This window comes from Protaetiibacter intestinalis, assembly GCF_003627075.1.
In the GTDB taxonomy this organism is placed as follows: Bacteria; Actinomycetota; Actinomycetes; order Actinomycetales; family Microbacteriaceae; genus Homoserinibacter; species Homoserinibacter intestinalis.
The window spans coordinates 3,036,518-3,054,088 of record NZ_CP032630.1; the positions used below are offsets into that span (position 1 = coordinate 3,036,518).

Genomic DNA, 17,571 nt, shown 5'->3' on the forward strand with positions numbered 1-17,571 from the left:
CGCCTCCGGCGGGCGCTCCTCGACCACCTAGGGAGCGACGGCGTCGGGGGCGACGGCGGTCAGCGGGCCTCGCGCACCATCCACGTGTCGGGCTCGGCGAGGGGCTCGAAGCCGAAGCGGGCGTAGAGGCCGTGGGCGTCGGCGGTGCGCAGCACCCAGCGGCGCACCCCGAGCCGCTCGAGTTCGGCGGCGACGCCCGCGATGAGCCCGACACCCACACGCCTGCCCCGCACCTCGGGGGCCACGTAGACGTCGCACAGCCACGCGAACGTCACCCCGTCGGTCACGACCCGCGCGAACGCCACCTGCTCCCCCGACGCGGAGTCGACGACCGCGAAGTTGCGCGAGCCGTCGAGGGCGGCGTCCTGCAGCTCGCGACTGCGACCGCGCGCCCAGTAGGCGTCCTCGCTGAGCCAGCGGTGCACCCGCTCGCGATCGATGTCGGCCGGGTCCGTCGAGAACCGGAACCGCGCATCCATGACGTCACCGGGCATCGAGGATCCCCCACAGGGTGTCGTAGGCGGGCTTGCGGCTGAGGTCGTCCCACCAGGGCGTCGCCGCCCCCTGCGAGGGGAAGAAGACGGGTACCCAGGAGTACCGGTCGGGGGCGCCCCACAGCGTGAACGAGGTGCAGTGGCCGGCGTCGAGGCAGCCCTCGAGCAGTTCGCCGAACCACTCCGCCTGTTGCGTGAGCTGCGCGTTCGTCGGGGTGCCGTCCACCGGCATCCGCACGTCGGCCTCCGTCACCGCGACGGCCAGCCCGAGGTCGACGAAGCGCCGCAGGTTGTCGGCCATGCCGCCGGGTGCCGAGTACTCGAACGCCAGGTGCCCCTGGAACCCCACGCCGCCCACCGGCACCCCCTCGGCCAGCAGCTCCTTCACGAGCGCGAGGTAGGCGTCGGCCTTCGGGCCGCCCGACTCCATGCCGTAGTCGTTGAGGAACAACCGCGCGTCGGGGTCGGCTTCATGCGCCCAACGGAACGCGTCGGCCACGATGCCCTCCCCCAGCCGCAAGATCCAGAGGTTCTCCGACCGCAGCGCGCCCGAGTCGTCGAAGATCTCGTTCGCCACGTCCCACTCCGCGATCCGGCCGGCGTAGCGCCCGACGACCGTGCTGATGTGCTCGTGCAGGATGTCGCGGAGCTCGGCATCGCTGAACTCGCCCTCCGTGAGCCAGTCGGGGTTCTGACTGTGCCACAGCAGCGTGTGGCCGCGCACCGCCTGCCCGTGCTCCTCCGCGAATGCGACGATTGCGTCCGCCGCACCGAACTCGTAGCGGTCGCGCTCGGGGTGCACGAACTCCCACTTGAGCTGGTTCTCGGGTGTCAGCGAGCTGAACTCGGATGCCAGCAGCTCGCGGTAGGGCTCGTCGTTCGGGAACGGGTCCGGGTAGTCGGCGTCGACGTGATGCCCGCCGCCCGCGACCGCGGCGCCCACGAGCAGCCCCTCCGGGGCCGCATCCCGCAACCGCGCGTCCGCGGGCGCCGTGGGCCCCGCCGTCGGGGGGTCGGGCTCCGCCGCGCTGCACGCCGTGAGAGCGAGCGCGGAGGCCAGGGCGAGGACGAGAAGGGGACGAGGCGTCGCGGGCACGCGGCGAGTGTAGACCCCGAGGATGCGTCAGCTGAGCGACGCGCCCATGCCCATCCGGGCGAGCACGAGGTTCTCCACGAGCTGCACCACGTTGTAGAGCACGAGCGTCACGAGGGTGATGAGCGCCACCGAGGCCCACAGCTCGTCGAAGCGCGCGGAGGCGCTGAACTTCTGGATCATGCCGCCGATCCCCGTGCCGGTCGACAGCCACTCGGCGAGCAGCGCCCCCGTCACGGCGCCCGGCACCGACACCCGCGCCGCCACGAACAGCGACGGCAGCGCACCCGGCACGCTCACCTTGCGCAGCTGGGTCAGTCGCCCGCCGCCGTAGACGTGCACGAGGTCGAGACTCTCGCGGCTCGCCCGGCTCAGGCCGAACATGACCGAGGCGAGCGCCGGGAACAGCACCACGATCGAGCCGATGACGGCGACGGATGCCGTGGTGCCGCGCCCGGTGAGCAGGATGATCACCGGCGCGATCGAGACGAGCGGCACCGTGCGCAGCACGAGCGCGAGCGGCATGACGCCGGCCTCCACGGCCCGCGACAGCGAGAACAGCACGGCGAGGACGATCGCGACCGCCATGCCGACCACCCAGCCGAGCGCGGCATCCTGCAGCGTCGTCACGAGCAGCGGCAGCAGCGCCGCGCGGTGCGCGGCCGCCGAGCGGTCCGGGTCGACGCCCGGCTCGTCGACGAACAGGAAGTCCCACACGTCGAGCGGACCCTTCGCCACGTACGGCGAGATGCCGGTGAAGCTCACGATGGCCTGCCAGAGGGCGAGCACGATGACGATCGTCAGCAGCGCGTTGCCGAGCGAGCGGCCCACCGAGCGGCCGAAGGCGCGCCCGCGGTCGCGCCGCAGTCGGCGGCGGATCGCGGCATCCGCCTCGGGGTCGGTGACCGTGCCGAACGTCGCGAGCGTCACGAGGCCGACCTCCGGGCCGCGGCACCCGTGACCCACGGGGTCACCAGGCGGGCGACGAGCCCCACGAGCGCGTAGCCGACGAGCGCGACCGCCGCGCACAGCAGGAACACGGCCCACACGCGCGTCGAGTCGAGGTTGCCCTGCAGGCGGATGAGGGTGATGCCGACACTGCGATCGGTGGCACCCATGTACTCGCCGAGCACGGCGCCGAGGAAGGCGCTCGGCACGGCGATCTGCAGGGCGTTGAGGATGGCGGGCGAGGCCGCGATGAGCCGCACCTTGACGAGCTGGGTCCAGCGTCCGCCGCCGAACACCCGCACGACGTCGAGGCTCGCGCGGTCGGCGGCGCGGAAGCCGGCGAGCGCCCCCACGACCGTCGTGAAGAACACCGCGAGCGCGGCGAGGAAGATGGCGGTCGCCGAGGGGTCGCCGGGCTGCTTCGCGCCGCCGAGCACGACGATCGAGATGCCGCCGACCGCGACGACCGGCAGGCAGTACGACACGACCGCGATCTGCGTCACCACGGGTTCGAGCCTCGGCAGCAGCAGCACGATCGAGGCGAGCAGCAGCGCGATGCCGTTGCCCCACGCGAAGCCGAGCAGCGCCTCGGTGATCGTCACCTGGAACACGCTCCAGTAGGCGGCGGGCCCGTCGGCGACGAGCTGCTGCACGACCGCGAGCGGGCTCGGCACGGGCGTGAAATCGGTGCCGGGGGGTGGCGTGAAGACCGTGGCCGACAGCAGCCACCATGCCCCCACCAGCACGACGGCGCCGATGATGCCCGCGAGCCACCCGGGGATGCGTCGCCGCGCCACCTAGGACTCCGCCTCGGCGTGACCGTCGGCCCCGAACAGCAGCTCGGATGCCCGGTCGACGAGCGCGTGGAACTCCGGCGAGCGCATCATGTCGGGGGTGCGCGGCCGCGGCAGGTCCACCTCGATGATCTCCTTCACGCGCCCCGGTCGCGGCGACATCACCGCGACCCGGTCGGAGAGGAAGATCGCCTCGGCGATGCCGTGCGTCACGAGCAGCGTCGTGGCGGGCTTCTCGGTCCAGATGCGCAGCAGCTCGAGGTTGAGGTTCTGCCGGGTCATGTCGTCGAGCGCGCCGAAGGGCTCGTCGAGCAGCAGCACGGAGGGCTTGAGGGCGAGCGCGCGGGCGATCGACACGCGCTGGCGCATGCCGCCCGAGAGCTGTGCGGGCTTGGCCTTCTCGAAACCGGTCAACCCGACGAGCGAGATGAGCTCGTCGATGTACGCCTCATCCGCCTTCGCCCCGGCCACCTCGTACGGCAGCCGGATGTTGGCGCGCACGCTCCGCCAGGCGAGCAGGGCATGATCCTGGAAGGCGATGCCGAGCTGGCTGTCGCGTCGCAGCTCGTGCGGCGTGCGACCGTCGACCCGCACCTCGCCCGTCGTGGGCGACTCGAGGTCGGCGAGGATGCGCAGGATCGTCGACTTGCCGCATCCGGAGGGCCCGAGCAGCGCCAGGAACGAGCCCTGGTCGGTGTGCAGTTCGGTGTCCTGCAGAGCCTGCACGGTGCGCCCGCGCCCCACCTCGAACGACTTGCTGAGCCCGGAGATCTGGATGCCGGTGCCCAGGGTGACCTGGGCACCGGCGTCCGGTGTTGCAGAGAGGACCATGATTACGGAAGGTACGCCTTCAGCTCGGGGTTCTCGGCGTAGATCTCGTCGATGATCGTCGTGTCGAACAGCTCGTCGACGCTCACCTCCCAGCCGGCGGCCGCGAGGGATGCCACCGTCTGCGCCTTGAGCTCGTCGGTGATCGTGAACAGGCCGTTCGCCTCCGTGTCGGCGGTCGAGATGAGCTCCTTCTCCGCCTCCAGGCCCTTGCCGGTCTTCACCGGGTCGAGCGCACCGAAGACCGACTCGAGTCCGTCGGCGTTGTCGGCGGCCGCCTTGTTGTAGTACTTCTCGATGAGCGCGACCGAGTCGTCGGTCGAGTTCGTGAAGACGTCGGTCCAGCCCTTGATCTCGGCGGTCAGGAACGCCTTGATGAGCTCGGGGTTCTCGGCGAGGTACTGGTCGGTCACCGTGAAGGTCTCGGCCACGTAGGGCACGCCGTTGTCGGCGTACGGCAGGTTCGTGATGTCGTAGCCCGCGAGCTCCACCGTGAGCGCCTCGTTGGTGAGGTAGGCCATGAAGCCGTCGACGTCGCCGTTCATGAGCGGGGTCGGGTCGAAGTCGACCGGCACGACCGTCACCTGGTCGGGCGAGATTCCGTTGGCGTTGAGGATCGCCTGGAAGACGCTCGCGTTCGAGTCCTGCACGCCGATCTTCTTGCCGATGAGGTCCTCGGGCGTCGCGATGTCCGCACCGTCCTTGAGCGACAGGATCGTGAACGGGTTCTTCTGGAAGGTGGCGCCGATGATCTTGAGCGGCGCATCCTGCTCGGCGACGGCCGCGCCGACCGAGGCGGCGTCGGAGAGCGCCACCTGCACGGTGCCGGAGAGCAGCTTCGCGACGCCGGTGTCGGGGCCGGAGACGCCGATGACGTTCGAGAATCCGGCCTCGTCGTAGTAGCCGTTCTCGTAGGCGTAGAACTCGCCCGCGAACTCCTCGTTCTTGATCCAGGAGTACTGGACGCTGATCTCGCCGTAGGAGGCGGCATCGCCGTCGCCTCCGGGTGCGGGGGTGTCGCCGGTGGCGCACGCGGAGAGCACGAGCGCGGCCGCGGCGGAGGCGGCGAGGGCGGCGGTGATGCGACGGACGGTGCGGTGCGCGGGGCTGGATGCCATGCGGATGCGGATCCCTTCGGGACGGGGCGGGAATGTGATGCCGCCGACGCTATCCCTGTCACGTTTCGCCATCCGTGCCGGAGTATTTCCGGCACGTTACGGGCCCGCTCCTCCCGCCATCCGGGTTTCGTTCGGGAGGACGACACGCCGCCGGATGCCGGGAATCGGGTCCGGGCGCGGCGCGTCATCCTCCCGAACAGGGCTCGCGCGCGCGGGCGCGGCGCGGACTACTCGATGCCGAGCGAGTCGAGCGAGGCGCGGATGGCGGCGGCGGATGCCGCGAAGCGTCCCTGCTCGTCCTCGTCGAACGGCACGTCGATCACCCGGCGCACGCCCGTGGCATCCACGACGCTCGGCACCGAGAGGGCCACGCCGCTCACGCCGTGGTAGCCGTCGAGCACGCTCGACACCGGCAGCACGGCGCCCTCGTCGCGCAGGATCGCCTCGACGATGCGCGCGCCCGAGAGCCCGATCGCGTAGTTGGTGGCGCCCTTGCCCGCGATGACCGTGTAGGCGGCGTTCTTGACGTCGTCGGCGATGCGGTCGAGCTCCGCGCGCGGCAGGGGCCCGCCGCCCGCATCCCAGTGGCCGAGCGGCACCGGCCCGATGCGCGCCTGCGACCACAGCGCGAACTCCGAGTCGCCGTGCTCGCCGATGATCATGGCGTGCGTGCTCGACGCCGCCACCCCGAGCCGCTCGGCGAGCAGCCAGCGCAGACGCGCCGAGTCGAGCACCGTGCCGGAGGCGAAGACGCGTGAGGCGGGCAGCCCCGAGAAGCGCTGCGCGGCCACCGCGAGCACGTCGCACGGGTTCGAGACGATCACGAACACGGCGTTCGGGGCCCGCTCGACGAGCTTCGGCATGAGGTCGCGGATGATGCCCACGTTGACGCCGGCCAGCTCGAGCCGGGTCTGCCCCGGCTTCTGCTTGGCGCCGGCCGTGATGACGACGACGTTCGAGCCGGCCACGACATCCAGGTCTGCCCCGCCAGAGATGCGCGAGGTGCCCGTGAACGGGGTGCCGTGCGCGAGGTCGAGCACCTCGGCGTCGACGCGCGCCGCGTCGATGTCGTAGAGCGCCACCTCGCGCGCCGACTCGCGGATGAGCGCGGCGTAGGCGAGCGAGGTGCCCACCGCGCCTGCGCCGATGACGGACAGCTTCGCGTTCTCGATGACGGCCATGCTCCGATCATGGCGGAGATCCCCCGGATCACGACAGGCCGGAAGTCCCAGCCCCGACCAAGACTCCCCTGGCTCGCCGCTCAAGCTCCCCCCGCATCCTCGGTGCATGGAGACGACGCCCCCGACCCCGGACGACGGCACCCGCCGCGACCGCGGCCCCGGCGTGACCCGGCGCACCGTGCTCATCGCGGTCGGCACGACGACGGCCCTCGTCGTCGGCGGCGGTGTCTGGTGGGCGGCCGACCGCTTCCTCATCCCCCACGTCGAGGTCTCCGACGTGCGGGCGCTCGAGCAGCGGAACGGCACCGCGCAGACGGTGTCGGACGACGACGGCACCCTCACCGCCGACGCCTACACGAGCGACGACGCGACGATCGCCGTCTCGACGGTGACCACGGGTTCCGGGGACGACACCGTCACCTACTACATCGCCGACGTGACGCTCGCGGATGCGACCGTGCTGCGCTCGGCGTTCGCCGACGACTCCTTCGGCACCAACATCATCCAGACCACCTCCGAGATCGCCGCGGCGCACGACGCCGTGTTCGCGATCAACGGCGACTACTACGGCTTCCGCGACACGGGCATCGAGATCCGCAACGGCGTGATCTACCGCGACGAGGGCGCCCGGGAGGGTCTCGCCTTCTACACCGACGGCCACGTCGAGGTGTACGACGAGACCGCCACGAGCGCGCGGGAGCTGCTCGACGCGGGCGTCTGGAACACGCTCTCCTTCGGCCCGGCGATCGTCGAGCACGGCGAGGCGGTCGACGGGATCGACGAGGCTGAGGTCGACACCAACTTCGGCAACCACTCCATCCAGGGCGCCCAGCCGCGCACGGCGGTGGGGGTGATCGACGACAACCACCTCGTGTTCGTCGTCGTCGACGGACGCCAGAAGGGCTACAGCGAGGGCGTGACGCTCGGCCGGCTCGCCGACATCATGATCTCCCTCGGTGCGAGCACCGCCTACAACCTCGACGGCGGCGGCTCGTCCACCATGTACTTCGGCGGCGAGGTGATCAACTCGCCCAGCAACGGCGGCGAGCGCGGCACCTCCGACATCCTCTACATCGCGGGATGAGGCGGCCCATGATCGTGCTCATCCCCGCCTACGAGCCGGGCGACCGGCTCGCCCCGCTCGTCGCGCAGCTGCGGCGGATGGCACCGGAGCTCGCGATCGTCGTCGTCGACGACGGCTCGGGGCCCGCCTTCCGCGCCGTGTTCGACGCGACGCGCGTGCTCGGCGCCCAGGTGCTCACGCATCCGCGCAACCTCGGCAAGGCCGCGGCGCTGCGCACGGGGCTGCGCCACGCGCTCGAGCACCATCCGGGCGCGGATGTCGTGACGGCCGACAGCGACGGCCAGCACACCGCGCAGGACATCCTCCGCGTCGCCGAACGGCTCGACGGGCCGGGCGGGCGGGGAACCGACGGGGTGCCGCACCCGGATGCCGGCGGGCGTCCCCTCGTGCTGGGTGCGCGCACCTTCGGGACCGGGACGCCGGCGCGGAGCCGATTCGGGAACGCGGTGTCGACGGCACTGTTCGGCTTCGCCGCCGGCTACCGCGTGCGCGACACGCAGACGGGGCTGCGCGGCATCCCGGCGGAGCGGATCGCGTGGATGCTCGAGGTTCCGGGCGAGCGCTTCGCCTACGAGCTCGAGGTGCTGCTGGCCTGCCGCGGCGCGGGAGTGCCCGTCGTCGAGGTGCCGATCGAGACCGTCTACCTCGAGCGCAACGCCGCGAGCCACTTCCGTCCGCTGCGCGACTCGGCGCTCGTCATGCGGCCCCTGCTGCGCTACCTCGCGGCGTCGTTCGCGGGGTTCCTCGTCGACGTCGTGCTGCTGCAGGGGCTCGTGCTGCTGGGGGCGCCGCTGCTCGCGGCGGTCGTGGGGGCGCGGCTCGTGAGCGGCTCGGTGAACTTCGTGCTCAACCGCCGCTACGTGTTCCGGGCGCGCGCGGGATCGTGGGGCGGCCAGGCGCTGCGTTACGCGGCGCTCGCCACGATGGTGCTCGGCGTGAACTATCTGGCCCTCGCCGCGCTCACCTCCCTCGGCGTCGCACTGCTCGCCGTCAAGGTGACGGTCGAGCTCGTGCTGTTCCTCGTCGCCTTCGCGGTGCAGCGGGTGCTCGTCTTCGCCCGCCGGGTGCGGCCGGCCCGGGCGCACCGCGGGCACCGCATCCGCCGCGCCGCGAGCGCGACCGTCGCCGGGGCGTCGGTGCTCGTGCTCGCGGGCTGCGCCGTCGCCTCCGGCTCGACGACCACGGCCTCCGAGCCGAGCCCCGCCGCGGATGCGGATCTCTGGGACACCTCGCTCGTGCACGAGGTGAGCGTCGACGCCGACGACGCCGTGCTCGAGGGCCTCGTCTCGACGTACCTCGAGACGGGCGAGAAGGACTGGGCGGAGGTCAACGTGACGATCGACGGTACGACGATCGACCACGTGGGCATCAAGCTCAAGGGCAACTCCTCGCTGCGGCGGATCGACAGCGACACGGCGCTCGCCGAGATCCCGTGGATCATCCGGCTCGACAAGTACGTCGACGAGCAGAGCTACCAGGGCGAGACCGAGCTCGTCGTGCGCGGCAACGACTCGGCGACCTCGCTCAACGAGGCGGTCGCGCTCGGGCTGCTGCGGGCGGCCGGGCTCGCGGCCGAGAACGCGACCGCCGTGCGGTTCTCGGTCGGCGACGGGGATGCCGCACTGCGTCTCGTGATCGAGAACCCGACCGGGGCGTGGGCGGAGGAGGAGTTCGGCGCCGCGGGCCAGCTGTACAAGGCCGAGAGCGGCGGCGACGAGGAGTACCACGGCGACGATCCCGACGCCTACGCCGACTCGTGGGACCAGGAGGGCGGGGACGACGAGCTGGCGGCCCTCATCTCGTTCCTGAGGTTCGTGAACGAGTCCGACGACGCGACCTTCGCCGCGGAGCTCGCCGAGCACCTAGATGTCGACGCCTTCGCGCGCTACCTCGCCTTCCAGGATCTGGTGTCGAACACCGACGACATCGACGGCCCCGGCAACAACTGGTACCTCTACGTCGACGACGCCACCGGCGTCGCGACGGTCGTCACGTGGGATCTGAACCTCGCGCTCGGCGGCAGCAACGGCGGGAATCGCGGGGGTGGCGGGGGCGATCGCGGCCAGGGCGATGCGCCGCGCCAGGACGGCGCGGGTGGCGGCGGCCGGGGCGGCGGCAGCGTCCTGCGCGACCGCTTCCTCGACGTGCCCGCGTTCGCGGAGCTCTACGCCCAGGCGGCCGCGACGCTGCAGGCGCAGCTCGTCGACAGCGGGGTCGCCGCCGAGCTCGTCGACGACTGGCAGCAGACCCTCGACGCGGGTGCCGCCGACCTCGTGCCGGCCGCGACGGTCGCGGACGAGGCGGATGCCATCCGCACGAAGCTCGGGATCGGCTGACGCCCCGCCTCAGGCGCGCACGAGCGGCAGGAACACCTCGTCGACGATCTCGACGAGGACCTCGTCGGGCACCGGACCGAGCCGCAGGATCGCCTCCGAGCGGAACAGGTCGAAGGCGGAACGCGCGACGCGCTCGGAGACGTCCGCCCGCGCCTCGCCGCGTTCGGCGGCGCGGGCGAGGATCGCGGGCACGAGGCTCGGCCGCTCGCCGAGCATCTGCGTGCGCAGCTCGGCCGGGGTGATGCCGGTCTCCGCGTAGAAGCCGGCGAGCTGCACGCTCAGCACGACCCACATGCCGAGCCGGTGCTCGTTGGAGAAGCGCAGCAGCGCGAGCATGTCCTCGCGGAGGCTGCCCGTGTCGGGCGAGACGGTCGGGGTGCGGGCGCCGAGCCGGCGGATCGCCGCCAGGACGAGCTCTTCGCGCGTGGGCCAGCGTCGGTAGAGCACGGCACGGCTCGTCTGGGCGCGGCTCGCGACGCCCTCGAAGGTGAGGCCCCCGTAGCCCTTCTCCGAGATCTCGTCCCAGACGGCGTCGAGGATGGCGTCCTCGAGTTCCGTGCCGCGGCGGCGCGTCGCCTTCTCAAGAGTCACTTGCGTATCTTATCGCATCGGCGTATCTTCCCAAGAGACACAAACGTTTCTTATGTGAAAGCCGCCCCCATGAACGCTCGCCCCACCCCCGTGCCCGCCGACACCGCCATCCCGCCCGGCGTCATGCGCACGGCCTGGATCCTCATCGTCGGTGCCTTCGCCGGCATCCTCGACACCACGATCGTCGCCATCGCGCTCGACTCGCTGGCCCGCGAGTTCGACGTGCCGGTCTCCACGATCCAGTGGATCTCGACCGCCTACCTGCTCGCCCTCGCCGCCGCGATCCCCCTCGTCGGCTGGGCGCAGGCCCGCATCGGCGGCAAGCGGCTGTGGATCATCGCGCTCAGCGTGTTCCTGCTCGGCTCCGTGCTGTGCGCGACCGCGTGGGACGCCACGAGCCTCATCGCGTTCCGCGTCGTACAGGGCATCGGCGGCGGCATCCTGTTCCCGCTCATGCAGTCGCTCGCCATGCAGGCGGCCGGCGGACGCACGCGCGGCATGGGGCGGATCATGGCCGTCGTCACGGTGCCCGTCGCCCTCGGGCCGATCCTCGGGCCGGTCATCGGCGGTCTCATCCTCGGCAGCCTCAGCTGGCAGTGGCTGTTCCTCGTGAACGTGCCCGTGGTGCTCGTCGGCATCGCCCTCGCGGTCTGGAAGCTGCCCGACGACTCCGCGCGGCGCACCCGCGCCCGCCTCGACGTCGTCGGGCTCGTGCTGCTCATCCCCGGCCTCGCACTGCTGCTGCTCGGGCTCTCGAACGTCGAATCCGGCGACAGCCTCGGCCGCGTCGAGGTGTTCGCCCCCTTCGCCGCCGGGCTCGCGCTCGTCATCGCGTTCGTCGCGTGGTCGCTGCGCCGTCGCGACAGCGCCCTCGTGCGGCTGCGCCTGCTCGGCTCGCACCGCTCCCTCGCCGGGGCGACCGGCGTGCTCATGCTCTCCGGGGCCGCGCTGTTCGGGGCGATGCTGCTGTTCCCGCTCTACTGGCAGGTGCTGCGCGGCGAGACGGTGCTCGCGGCGGGCCTCCTGCTCATCCCCCAGGGCGTCGGCTCGCTGCTCGCGCGCCCCGTCGCGGGCGTGCTGCTCGAGCGGATCGGCCCGCGCGCCCTCACGGTCGCCGGCTTCGCCCTCATCGCCCTCGGCACGGTGCCGTTCGCCCTCGCCGACGCCGAGACCTCGGTGCTGTGGCTCTCGATCGCGGTCGCCGTGCGCGGCTTCGGCCTCGGCACGGTGCTCATCCCCCTCATGACGGTGTCCATGACGGGGCTCGAGCACGACGAGATCCCCCAGGCGACCATGATCACCCGCATCGCCCAGCAGGTCGGCGGCGCGTTCGGCACCGCCGCCCTCGCGGTCGTGCTCACGAGCCTCATGGAGGTCGTGCACGGACCGCAGGATGCCGCACGCGCCTTCGACGTCGCGTTCTGGGTGTCGACGGCGGTCGCCGTCGCGGCCATGCTGCTGAGCCTCGTGCTGCCCGGCCGCGGGCACGACGAGCCCACCCTCGAGGAGGCGGAGGTCGCCGAGGCGGAAGCGGCCTAGCGCTTGCGCTTCTCCCGGACGCGCATGTTGACGACGATCGGGGTGCCCTCGAAGCCGTAGACCTCGCGCAGGCGGCGCTGGATGAAGCGGCGGTACTGCGGGTCGAGGAACCCGGTCGTGAACAGCACGAAGGTCGGCGGGCGGGTGGAGGCCTGGGTGCCGAACAGGATGCGGGGCTGCTTGCCGCCGCGCACCGGGTGCGGGTGCTCGGCGGTGAGCTCGGCGATGAGCGCGTTGAACTTGCCCGTCGGGATGCGGGTGTCCCAGCTCTCGAGGGCCGTCTCGAGGGCGGGCACGAGCTTCTCGAGGTGCCGCCCGGTGCGGGCCGAGATGTTGACCCGCGGCGCCCAGGTGACGTGGGCGAGATCCTGCTCGATCTCGCGTTCCAGGTAGCGGCGGCGGTCGTCGTCGAGCAGGTCCCACTTGTTGTAGGCGAGCACGAGCGCACGGCCCGATTCGAGCACGAGGTCGATGATGCGCAGATCCTGCACGCTGATCGGCTCGGTCACGTCGAGCACGACCACCGCGACCTCCGCCTTCTCGAGCGCGGCGGCGGTGCGCAGCGACGCGTAGAAGTCGGCACCCTGCTGCAGGTGCACGCGCTTGCGGATGCCGGCCGTGTCGACGAAGGTCCAGATGCGTCCGCCGAGCTCGATCTGCTCGTCGACGGGGTCGCGCGTGGTGCCCGCGAGCTCGTTGACGACGACGCGCTCCTCGCCCGCGGCCTTGTTGAGCAGCGAGCTCTTGCCGACGTTCGGGCGCCCGAGGATCGCAACCCGGCGCGGGCCGCCGATCTCCTGCTTGGCGACCGCCGACACCTCCGGCAGCACCGTCATGGCGTGGTCGAGCAGGTCCGCGACCCCGCGGCCGTGCAGTGCCGAGACGGGCCACGGCTCGCCGAGGCCGAGACTCCACAGCTCCGCGGCCTGCGGGTCCTTGATGGCGTCGTCCGCCTTGTTCGCGACGAGGATGACGGGCTTCTTCGAACCGCGCAGCATCCGCACGACGTGCTCGTCGGTCGCCGTCGCACCGACGTTGACGTCGACGACGAACAGCACGGCATCCGCGAGGTCGACCGCGACCTCCGCCTGCGCCGCGACCGAGGCGTTGATGCCGCGGGCGTCGGGCTCCCAGCCGCCCGTGTCGACGAGGGTGAACCGCCTGCCCAGCCACTCGGCCTTGTACGAGACGCGGTCGCGCGTGACGCCCGGAACGTCCTCGACGACCGCCTCGCGACGGCCGAGGATGCGGTTGACGAGCGCCGACTTGCCGACGTTCGGCCGGCCGACGATCGCGAGCACCGGCAGCGCCGGCAGGTAGGTGATGCCGTCGGGTCCCGCCTCGGCGGCCTCGAGCACCTCGAGGTCGTCCTCGTCGAGCTCGTAGTCGGCCAGTCCCGCGCGCAGCGACGCGGCGCGCTGCTCGGCGACGTCGTCGTCGAGTTCGGCGAGCCGCTCGGCGAGCTCCGGGTCGATCGCGTCGAAGTCGTCGTCGGCGTCGAACTCGGCGTCGGAGCGGTCGTGGTCGCGCTCGGTCATGTCGTGTCCTGTCAGTGGGGGATCGTGTCGTGCACCAGCTCGACGACCGCCTGCACGGTGCCGGCGAAGTCCAGGTGCGTGGAGTCGATCGTCGTGACCCCGGGCGCCGCGGTCAGGAAGTCGACCACCTGGGCGTCCCGGCGGTCCCGCTCGCGCAGTTGCTCCGCCGTGGAGGCGGCACCGGGGGCGAGCTCGGCCGATCGCCTGGCAATCCTAACGGCTTCGTCGGCGGTGAGCAGGATCCGCACCTCGGCGTCGGGCGCGACGACGGTCGTGATGTCGCGTCCCTCGACGACGATGCCGGGCGCATCCGAGGCCCGGATGAGCCGACGGAACGCGTCGTTGAGGGCCGTCCGCACCTCCGGGATGCGCGCGACGTCGCTCACGAGCGCCGAGACGCGCGGCTCGCGGATCGCGATCGTGACGTCGGCGTCGCCGACCCGCACCACCGTGCCGGCGTCGGTCACCTCGGTCGTGTACGCGAAGTCGCCGAGCAGCGCGACCACGGCATCCGCGTCGGCGGTGTCGACCCCGCGCTCGAGCGCGAGCCAGGTGAGGGCGCGGTAGGCCGCCCCGGTGTCGAGGAAGGCGTAGCCGAGCGCGCGCGAGGCCGCGCGGCTCACGCTCGACTTGCCCGAGCCCGCGGGCCCGTCGACGGCGACGACGACGGCCATCACCGTTCCGCTTCCATGAGCGTCCATCCGCGCGCCTCGAGGGCCGCGGCGAGCGGGTGCGCGGCCTCCGGCAGCACGGAGATCTCGGCGAAGCCGACCTTCGTCTCGGGCGAGTGCTCGATGCGGAGGTCCTCCATGTTGACGCCCTCCTCGCCGATCTCGGTGAGCAGGCGTGCGAGCTCGCCCGGCTTGTCGTCGACCTTCACGACGAGCGCGGTGAAACGCTTGTCCTGGCCGTGCTTGCCGGGGATGCGCGCGACGCCGTCGTTGCCGGCGGCGAGCGCCTCGGCGATCGTCCGGCGGGATGCCGAGGCCTCCGGGTCGTCGAGGGCCGCGATCACGGTGTCGAGCTCGGCGCGCAGCGGCCGCAGCACGGCCGCGATCTCGGCCGCGTTCGCGCCGAGGATCTGCACCCAGAGCGCCGGGTTGCTCGCGGCGATGCGGGTCGTGTCGCGGAGCCCCTGGCCCGCGAGCCCGAGAGCCGAGCCCGAGCCCTCGCGCAGGCGGCTCGCGAGCAGGCTCGCGACGAGTTGCGGGGCGTGCGAGACGAGGGCGACGGCGCGGTCGTGATCGTGCACGTCCATCTCGATCGGCACGGCGCCGAGGTCGAGCACGAGGTCTTCGATGGCGGCCGCCCGCCGGTAGCTGATGGCGTCGTGGCCCGCGAGGATCCAGGGCCGCCCGACGAACAGGTCGGCGCGCGCCGAGACCGCTCCCCCGCGTTCGCGCCCCGCCATGGGATGCGAGCCGAGGTAGCGGGAGAGGTCGGCACCGCGGGCGCGCAGCTCCTCGAGGGGTGCGACCTTGACGCTCGCGACGTCCGTGACGAGCGCGTCGGGGTACTTCTGCAGCTCCGCCGCGACGATGTCGGCGGTCACATCGGGCGGCACGGCGACGACGACGAGCCCCGGGGCGTCGTCGACGGCGGGTGCGCGGCCGGCGCCGTAGGCGATCGCGAGGGCGCGGGTCGAGGGCGAGGCGTCGTCGACGATGACGTCGACGCCCTTCGCGCTGAGGCCGAGCCCGATGCTCGCCCCGAGCAGTCCCGAGCCGACGATGCGCACCTGCTCGGCGAGGCGGCGGTCGTTCATGGCTTCCTTCTCGCGTTCTTCGCGTCGGGTTCCGCCGCGTCGCGCGCGAGGGCGAGCAGCGATCCGACCTCCACCTTAGTGAGGTCGCGCATCCGCCCGGCTCCGAGTGAACCGAGGTGCAGCGGCCCGAACTGGCGTCGCACGAGCTCGATCACGGGATGCCCCACCTCGGCGAGCATGCGCCGCACGATGCGGTTGCGGCCGGAGTGCAGCGTGACCTCGACGATCGTGCGGCCGCCCGAGGGCTCCCCCACGACCCGGGCGCGATCCGCGGCGATCGGGCCGTCGTCGAGCTCGACCCCCTGCCGCAGCCGTCGGAGGGCGTCGGGCTTGACGACGCCGCGCACCGTCGCGAGGTAGGTCTTCTCGACGCCGAAGGAGGGATGCGCGAGCACGTGGGCGAGTTCGCCGTCGTTGGTGAGCACGAGGAGCCCCGTGGTCTCGGCGTCGAGCCGGCCCACGTTGTACACCCGCTCGCCCGCCTGCTCGGCGTAGCGCGAGAGGTCCGGGCGGCCGTTCTCGTCGGACATCGTGCTCACGACGCCCTTCGGCTTGTTGAGCATGAGGTAGCGCTTGGCGGTGTCGAGCTGGATCGGCACCCCGTCCACCTCGACGCGGTCGGTCTCGGGGTGGATGCGCGTGCCGAGTTCGTCGGCGACGCGTCCGTTCACCCGGATGCGGCCCGCGACGATGTACTGCTCGACGACGCGACGCGAGGCGACGCCCGCCGCGGCGAGCACCTTCTGCAGGCGCTCGCCCTCGGGTTCCCCGCCGCTCATCGGGCGCCGAGCTCCTCGAAGCCCTCCACGCCGTCCGGCAGCAGGGGCGAGATCGGCGGCAGCTCGTCGAGCGAGTTGACGCCGAGCTGGGTGAGCAGCAGCGGGGTCGTCTCGTAGTGGATGGCGCCCGTCTCGGCATCCGTGTACGCCTCGGTGATGAGGCCGCGGCCGAGCAGGGTGCGCACGACCGAGTCGACGTTGACGGCGCGGATGGCGGCGATCGAGCCGCGGCTGATGGGCTGCTTGTAGGCGATCACGGCGAGGGTCTCGAGGGCGGCCTGCGAGAGCTTGGTGGGGCTCTGGGTGAGCACGAAGTCGCGCACGAGCTCGTCGTGCTCGGCGCGCACGTAGAGCCGCCAGCCGCCGCCCACCTCGCGCAGCTCGAAGCCGCGTCGCGGGCCGCCGTCCGCGCCGTCGTAGTCGGCGACGAGCCGTTCGATCGACTGCCGCACCGCGGGCACGGGCGCGCCCAGCGCGGTCGCGAGCGTCACGAGCGGCAGCGGCTCGTCGGCGACGAGCAGCACCGCCTCCAACTGGGCCTCCACCCGCACGTCCTCCGTCAGGTCATCGGTCATAGTCGGCCCCCAGGCTCGCGAGCTGTTCGTCGTTCCAGTGCTGCGCCATCCAGCGGAGCGTGAGCTCGCCGAGCGGTTCCAGCTGTTCGAAGGAGATGGCGGCGTGCCGGTAGAGCTCGAGCACGGCGAGGAAACGCGCGATGACGACGCCGCGCTGCTCGGCTCCCGCGATGAGCTGCCGGAAGGTGGTCGCCTCGCCCGCGCGCAGCAGCGTCACGACGATGGCGGCCTGCTCGCGGATGCTGACGAGCGGGGCGTGCAGGTGGTCGAGTCCCACGATGGGGATCTCGCGCGGTGCCATGGCGAGCGCCGCGAGCGCCGCGAAGTCGTGCAGGCTCAGCGTCCACACGAGCTCGGGCGTCTGGCGGCGGTACTTCTCCTCGAGCCGCACCGAGCGCGCGTGCCGGGACCCCTCCGCCTCGAGGTGCCCCTCGAACCAGCGCGCGGCCTCCTTGAAGGCGCGGTACTGCAGCAGCCGTGCGAAGAGCAGATCGCGCGCCTCGAGCAGCGCGACGTCCTCGGCATCCACGAGCTCGCCCTGCGGCAGCAGGCCCGCGACCTTGAGGTCGAGCAGGGTCGCCGCGACGACGAGGAACTCGCTCGCCTGGTCGAGCTCCTCGGGGCCGTCGAGCCCCCGGAGGTACGAGATGAACTCGTCGGTGACCCTCGAGAGCGAGACCTCGGTGATGTCGAGCTCGTGCTTCGTGATGAGCGACAGCAGCAGGTCGAACGGGCCGTCGAAGTTGGCGAGCGTCAGCCGGAACCCGGATGCGGCGTCGGCCGGTTCGGCCTCCGTCACCGTCATCGCGTCGTCCATCCTGCCGAGTCTAGAGTCTCCGCGAGAGTACGTACTTTTGGTGCGTTTCGGGGCCTCTTCCACCCAAAAGTACGTACTTTCGGGGACAGTT

17 protein-coding genes are annotated in these 17,571 nt (G+C 72.0%); 3 read left to right on the forward strand and 14 right to left on the reverse strand.

Annotated features, from left to right (window positions below; genetic code table 11):
- Nucleotides 1-59 precede the first annotated feature (59 nt).
- The 7 genes from D7I47_RS14355 to D7I47_RS14385 all read right to left on the reverse strand — a co-directional run bounded on the left by D7I47_RS14355 (nt 60) and on the right by D7I47_RS14385 (nt 6,456).
- Nucleotides 60-494, reverse strand: a complete 435-nt coding sequence (locus tag D7I47_RS14355; protein WP_227000721.1) for a GNAT family N-acetyltransferase — start codon at nt 492-494, stop codon at nt 60-62.
- The gene (locus tag D7I47_RS14360; RefSeq protein ID WP_120763684.1) at nt 484-1,590 is read right to left on the reverse strand and encodes an endo-1,4-beta-xylanase; all 1,107 of its coding nucleotides are present in this window, start codon (nt 1,588-1,590) and stop codon (nt 484-486) included. Before D7I47_RS14360 ends, D7I47_RS14355 begins: the two co-directional genes overlap by 11 nt.
- A gap of 27 nt (nt 1,591-1,617) precedes the next feature.
- Nucleotides 1,618-2,517 carry an ABC transporter permease gene (locus tag D7I47_RS14365; RefSeq protein WP_120764006.1) on the reverse strand — a complete coding sequence of 300 codons (900 nt, stop codon included), beginning with the start codon at nt 2,515-2,517 and terminating at the stop codon, nt 1,618-1,620.
- Entirely contained in the window at nt 2,514-3,332 is an 819-nt protein-coding gene (locus D7I47_RS14370; protein ID WP_120763685.1) for an ABC transporter permease, read from the reverse strand. The genes D7I47_RS14365 and D7I47_RS14370 overlap by 4 nt, the downstream gene beginning before the upstream one ends.
- Nucleotides 3,333-4,160: an ABC transporter ATP-binding protein gene (locus D7I47_RS14375; protein ID WP_120763686.1), complete on the reverse strand. Its 828-nt coding sequence runs from the start codon at nt 4,158-4,160 to the stop codon at nt 3,333-3,335.
- A gap of 2 nt (nt 4,161-4,162) precedes the next feature.
- Nucleotides 4,163-5,275: an ABC transporter substrate-binding protein gene (locus D7I47_RS14380; protein WP_120763687.1), complete on the reverse strand. Its 1,113-nt coding sequence runs from the start codon at nt 5,273-5,275 to the stop codon at nt 4,163-4,165.
- A gap of 227 nt (nt 5,276-5,502) precedes the next feature.
- Complete coding sequence (locus D7I47_RS14385; protein ID WP_120763688.1) at nt 5,503-6,456, reverse strand: L-lactate dehydrogenase; 954 nt, start codon at nt 6,454-6,456, stop codon at nt 5,503-5,505.
- Between the two features lie 106 nt (nt 6,457-6,562).
- Between D7I47_RS14385 and D7I47_RS14390 the strand changes: the two genes are divergently transcribed.
- Complete coding sequence (locus D7I47_RS14390; protein WP_120763689.1) at nt 6,563-7,540, forward strand: phosphodiester glycosidase family protein; 978 nt, start codon at nt 6,563-6,565, stop codon at nt 7,538-7,540.
- 8 nt (nt 7,541-7,548) lie between these two features.
- Nucleotides 7,549-9,876 (forward strand): CotH kinase family protein, encoded by a 2,328-nt coding sequence (locus D7I47_RS14395; RefSeq protein WP_170154390.1) that lies wholly within the window; start codon nt 7,549-7,551, stop codon nt 9,874-9,876.
- 9 nt (nt 9,877-9,885) lie between these two features.
- Here the strand turns inward: D7I47_RS14395 and D7I47_RS14400 are convergent, their stop codons facing one another.
- On the reverse strand, nt 9,886-10,467 hold the full coding sequence (locus tag D7I47_RS14400; protein WP_120763691.1) for a TetR/AcrR family transcriptional regulator: 582 nt from the start codon (nt 10,465-10,467) through the stop codon (nt 9,886-9,888).
- A 69-nt stretch (nt 10,468-10,536) separates the two neighbouring features.
- Between D7I47_RS14400 and D7I47_RS14405 the strand changes: the two genes are divergently transcribed.
- Nucleotides 10,537-12,006, forward strand: coding sequence for an MDR family MFS transporter (locus tag D7I47_RS14405; RefSeq protein WP_120763692.1), 1,470 nt, complete (start codon nt 10,537-10,539; stop codon nt 12,004-12,006).
- Here the strand turns inward: D7I47_RS14405 and der are convergent.
- Genes der through D7I47_RS14435 form a run of 6 tightly spaced genes read right to left on the reverse strand, consistent with a single transcriptional unit; the run spans nt 12,003 to nt 17,480 of the window.
- Nucleotides 12,003-13,544, reverse strand: a complete 1,542-nt coding sequence (gene der / locus D7I47_RS14410; RefSeq protein WP_120763693.1) for a ribosome biogenesis GTPase Der — start codon at nt 13,542-13,544, stop codon at nt 12,003-12,005. The genes D7I47_RS14405 and der overlap by 4 nt on opposite strands.
- Before the next feature lie 11 nt (nt 13,545-13,555).
- Nucleotides 13,556-14,218 (reverse strand): (d)CMP kinase, encoded by a 663-nt coding sequence (gene cmk, locus D7I47_RS14415; protein WP_120763694.1) that lies wholly within the window; start codon nt 14,216-14,218, stop codon nt 13,556-13,558.
- A complete protein-coding gene (locus tag D7I47_RS14420) occupies nt 14,218-15,309 on the reverse strand; it encodes a prephenate dehydrogenase (protein WP_120763695.1) in 1,092 nt (363 codons plus the stop codon). Before D7I47_RS14420 ends, cmk begins: the two co-directional genes overlap by 1 nt.
- Entirely contained in the window at nt 15,306-16,088 is a 783-nt protein-coding gene (locus D7I47_RS14425; protein ID WP_120763696.1) for a pseudouridine synthase, read from the reverse strand. Before D7I47_RS14425 ends, D7I47_RS14420 begins: the two co-directional genes overlap by 4 nt.
- The gene (scpB, locus tag D7I47_RS14430; protein WP_120763697.1) at nt 16,085-16,663 is read right to left on the reverse strand and encodes an SMC-Scp complex subunit ScpB; all 579 of its coding nucleotides are present in this window, start codon (nt 16,661-16,663) and stop codon (nt 16,085-16,087) included. The genes D7I47_RS14425 and scpB overlap by 4 nt, the downstream gene beginning before the upstream one ends.
- Nucleotides 16,653-17,480, reverse strand: coding sequence for a segregation and condensation protein A (locus D7I47_RS14435; RefSeq protein ID WP_193726440.1), 828 nt, complete (start codon nt 17,478-17,480; stop codon nt 16,653-16,655). The genes scpB and D7I47_RS14435 overlap by 11 nt, the downstream gene beginning before the upstream one ends.
- Between the last annotated feature and the right edge of the window lie 91 nt (nt 17,481-17,571).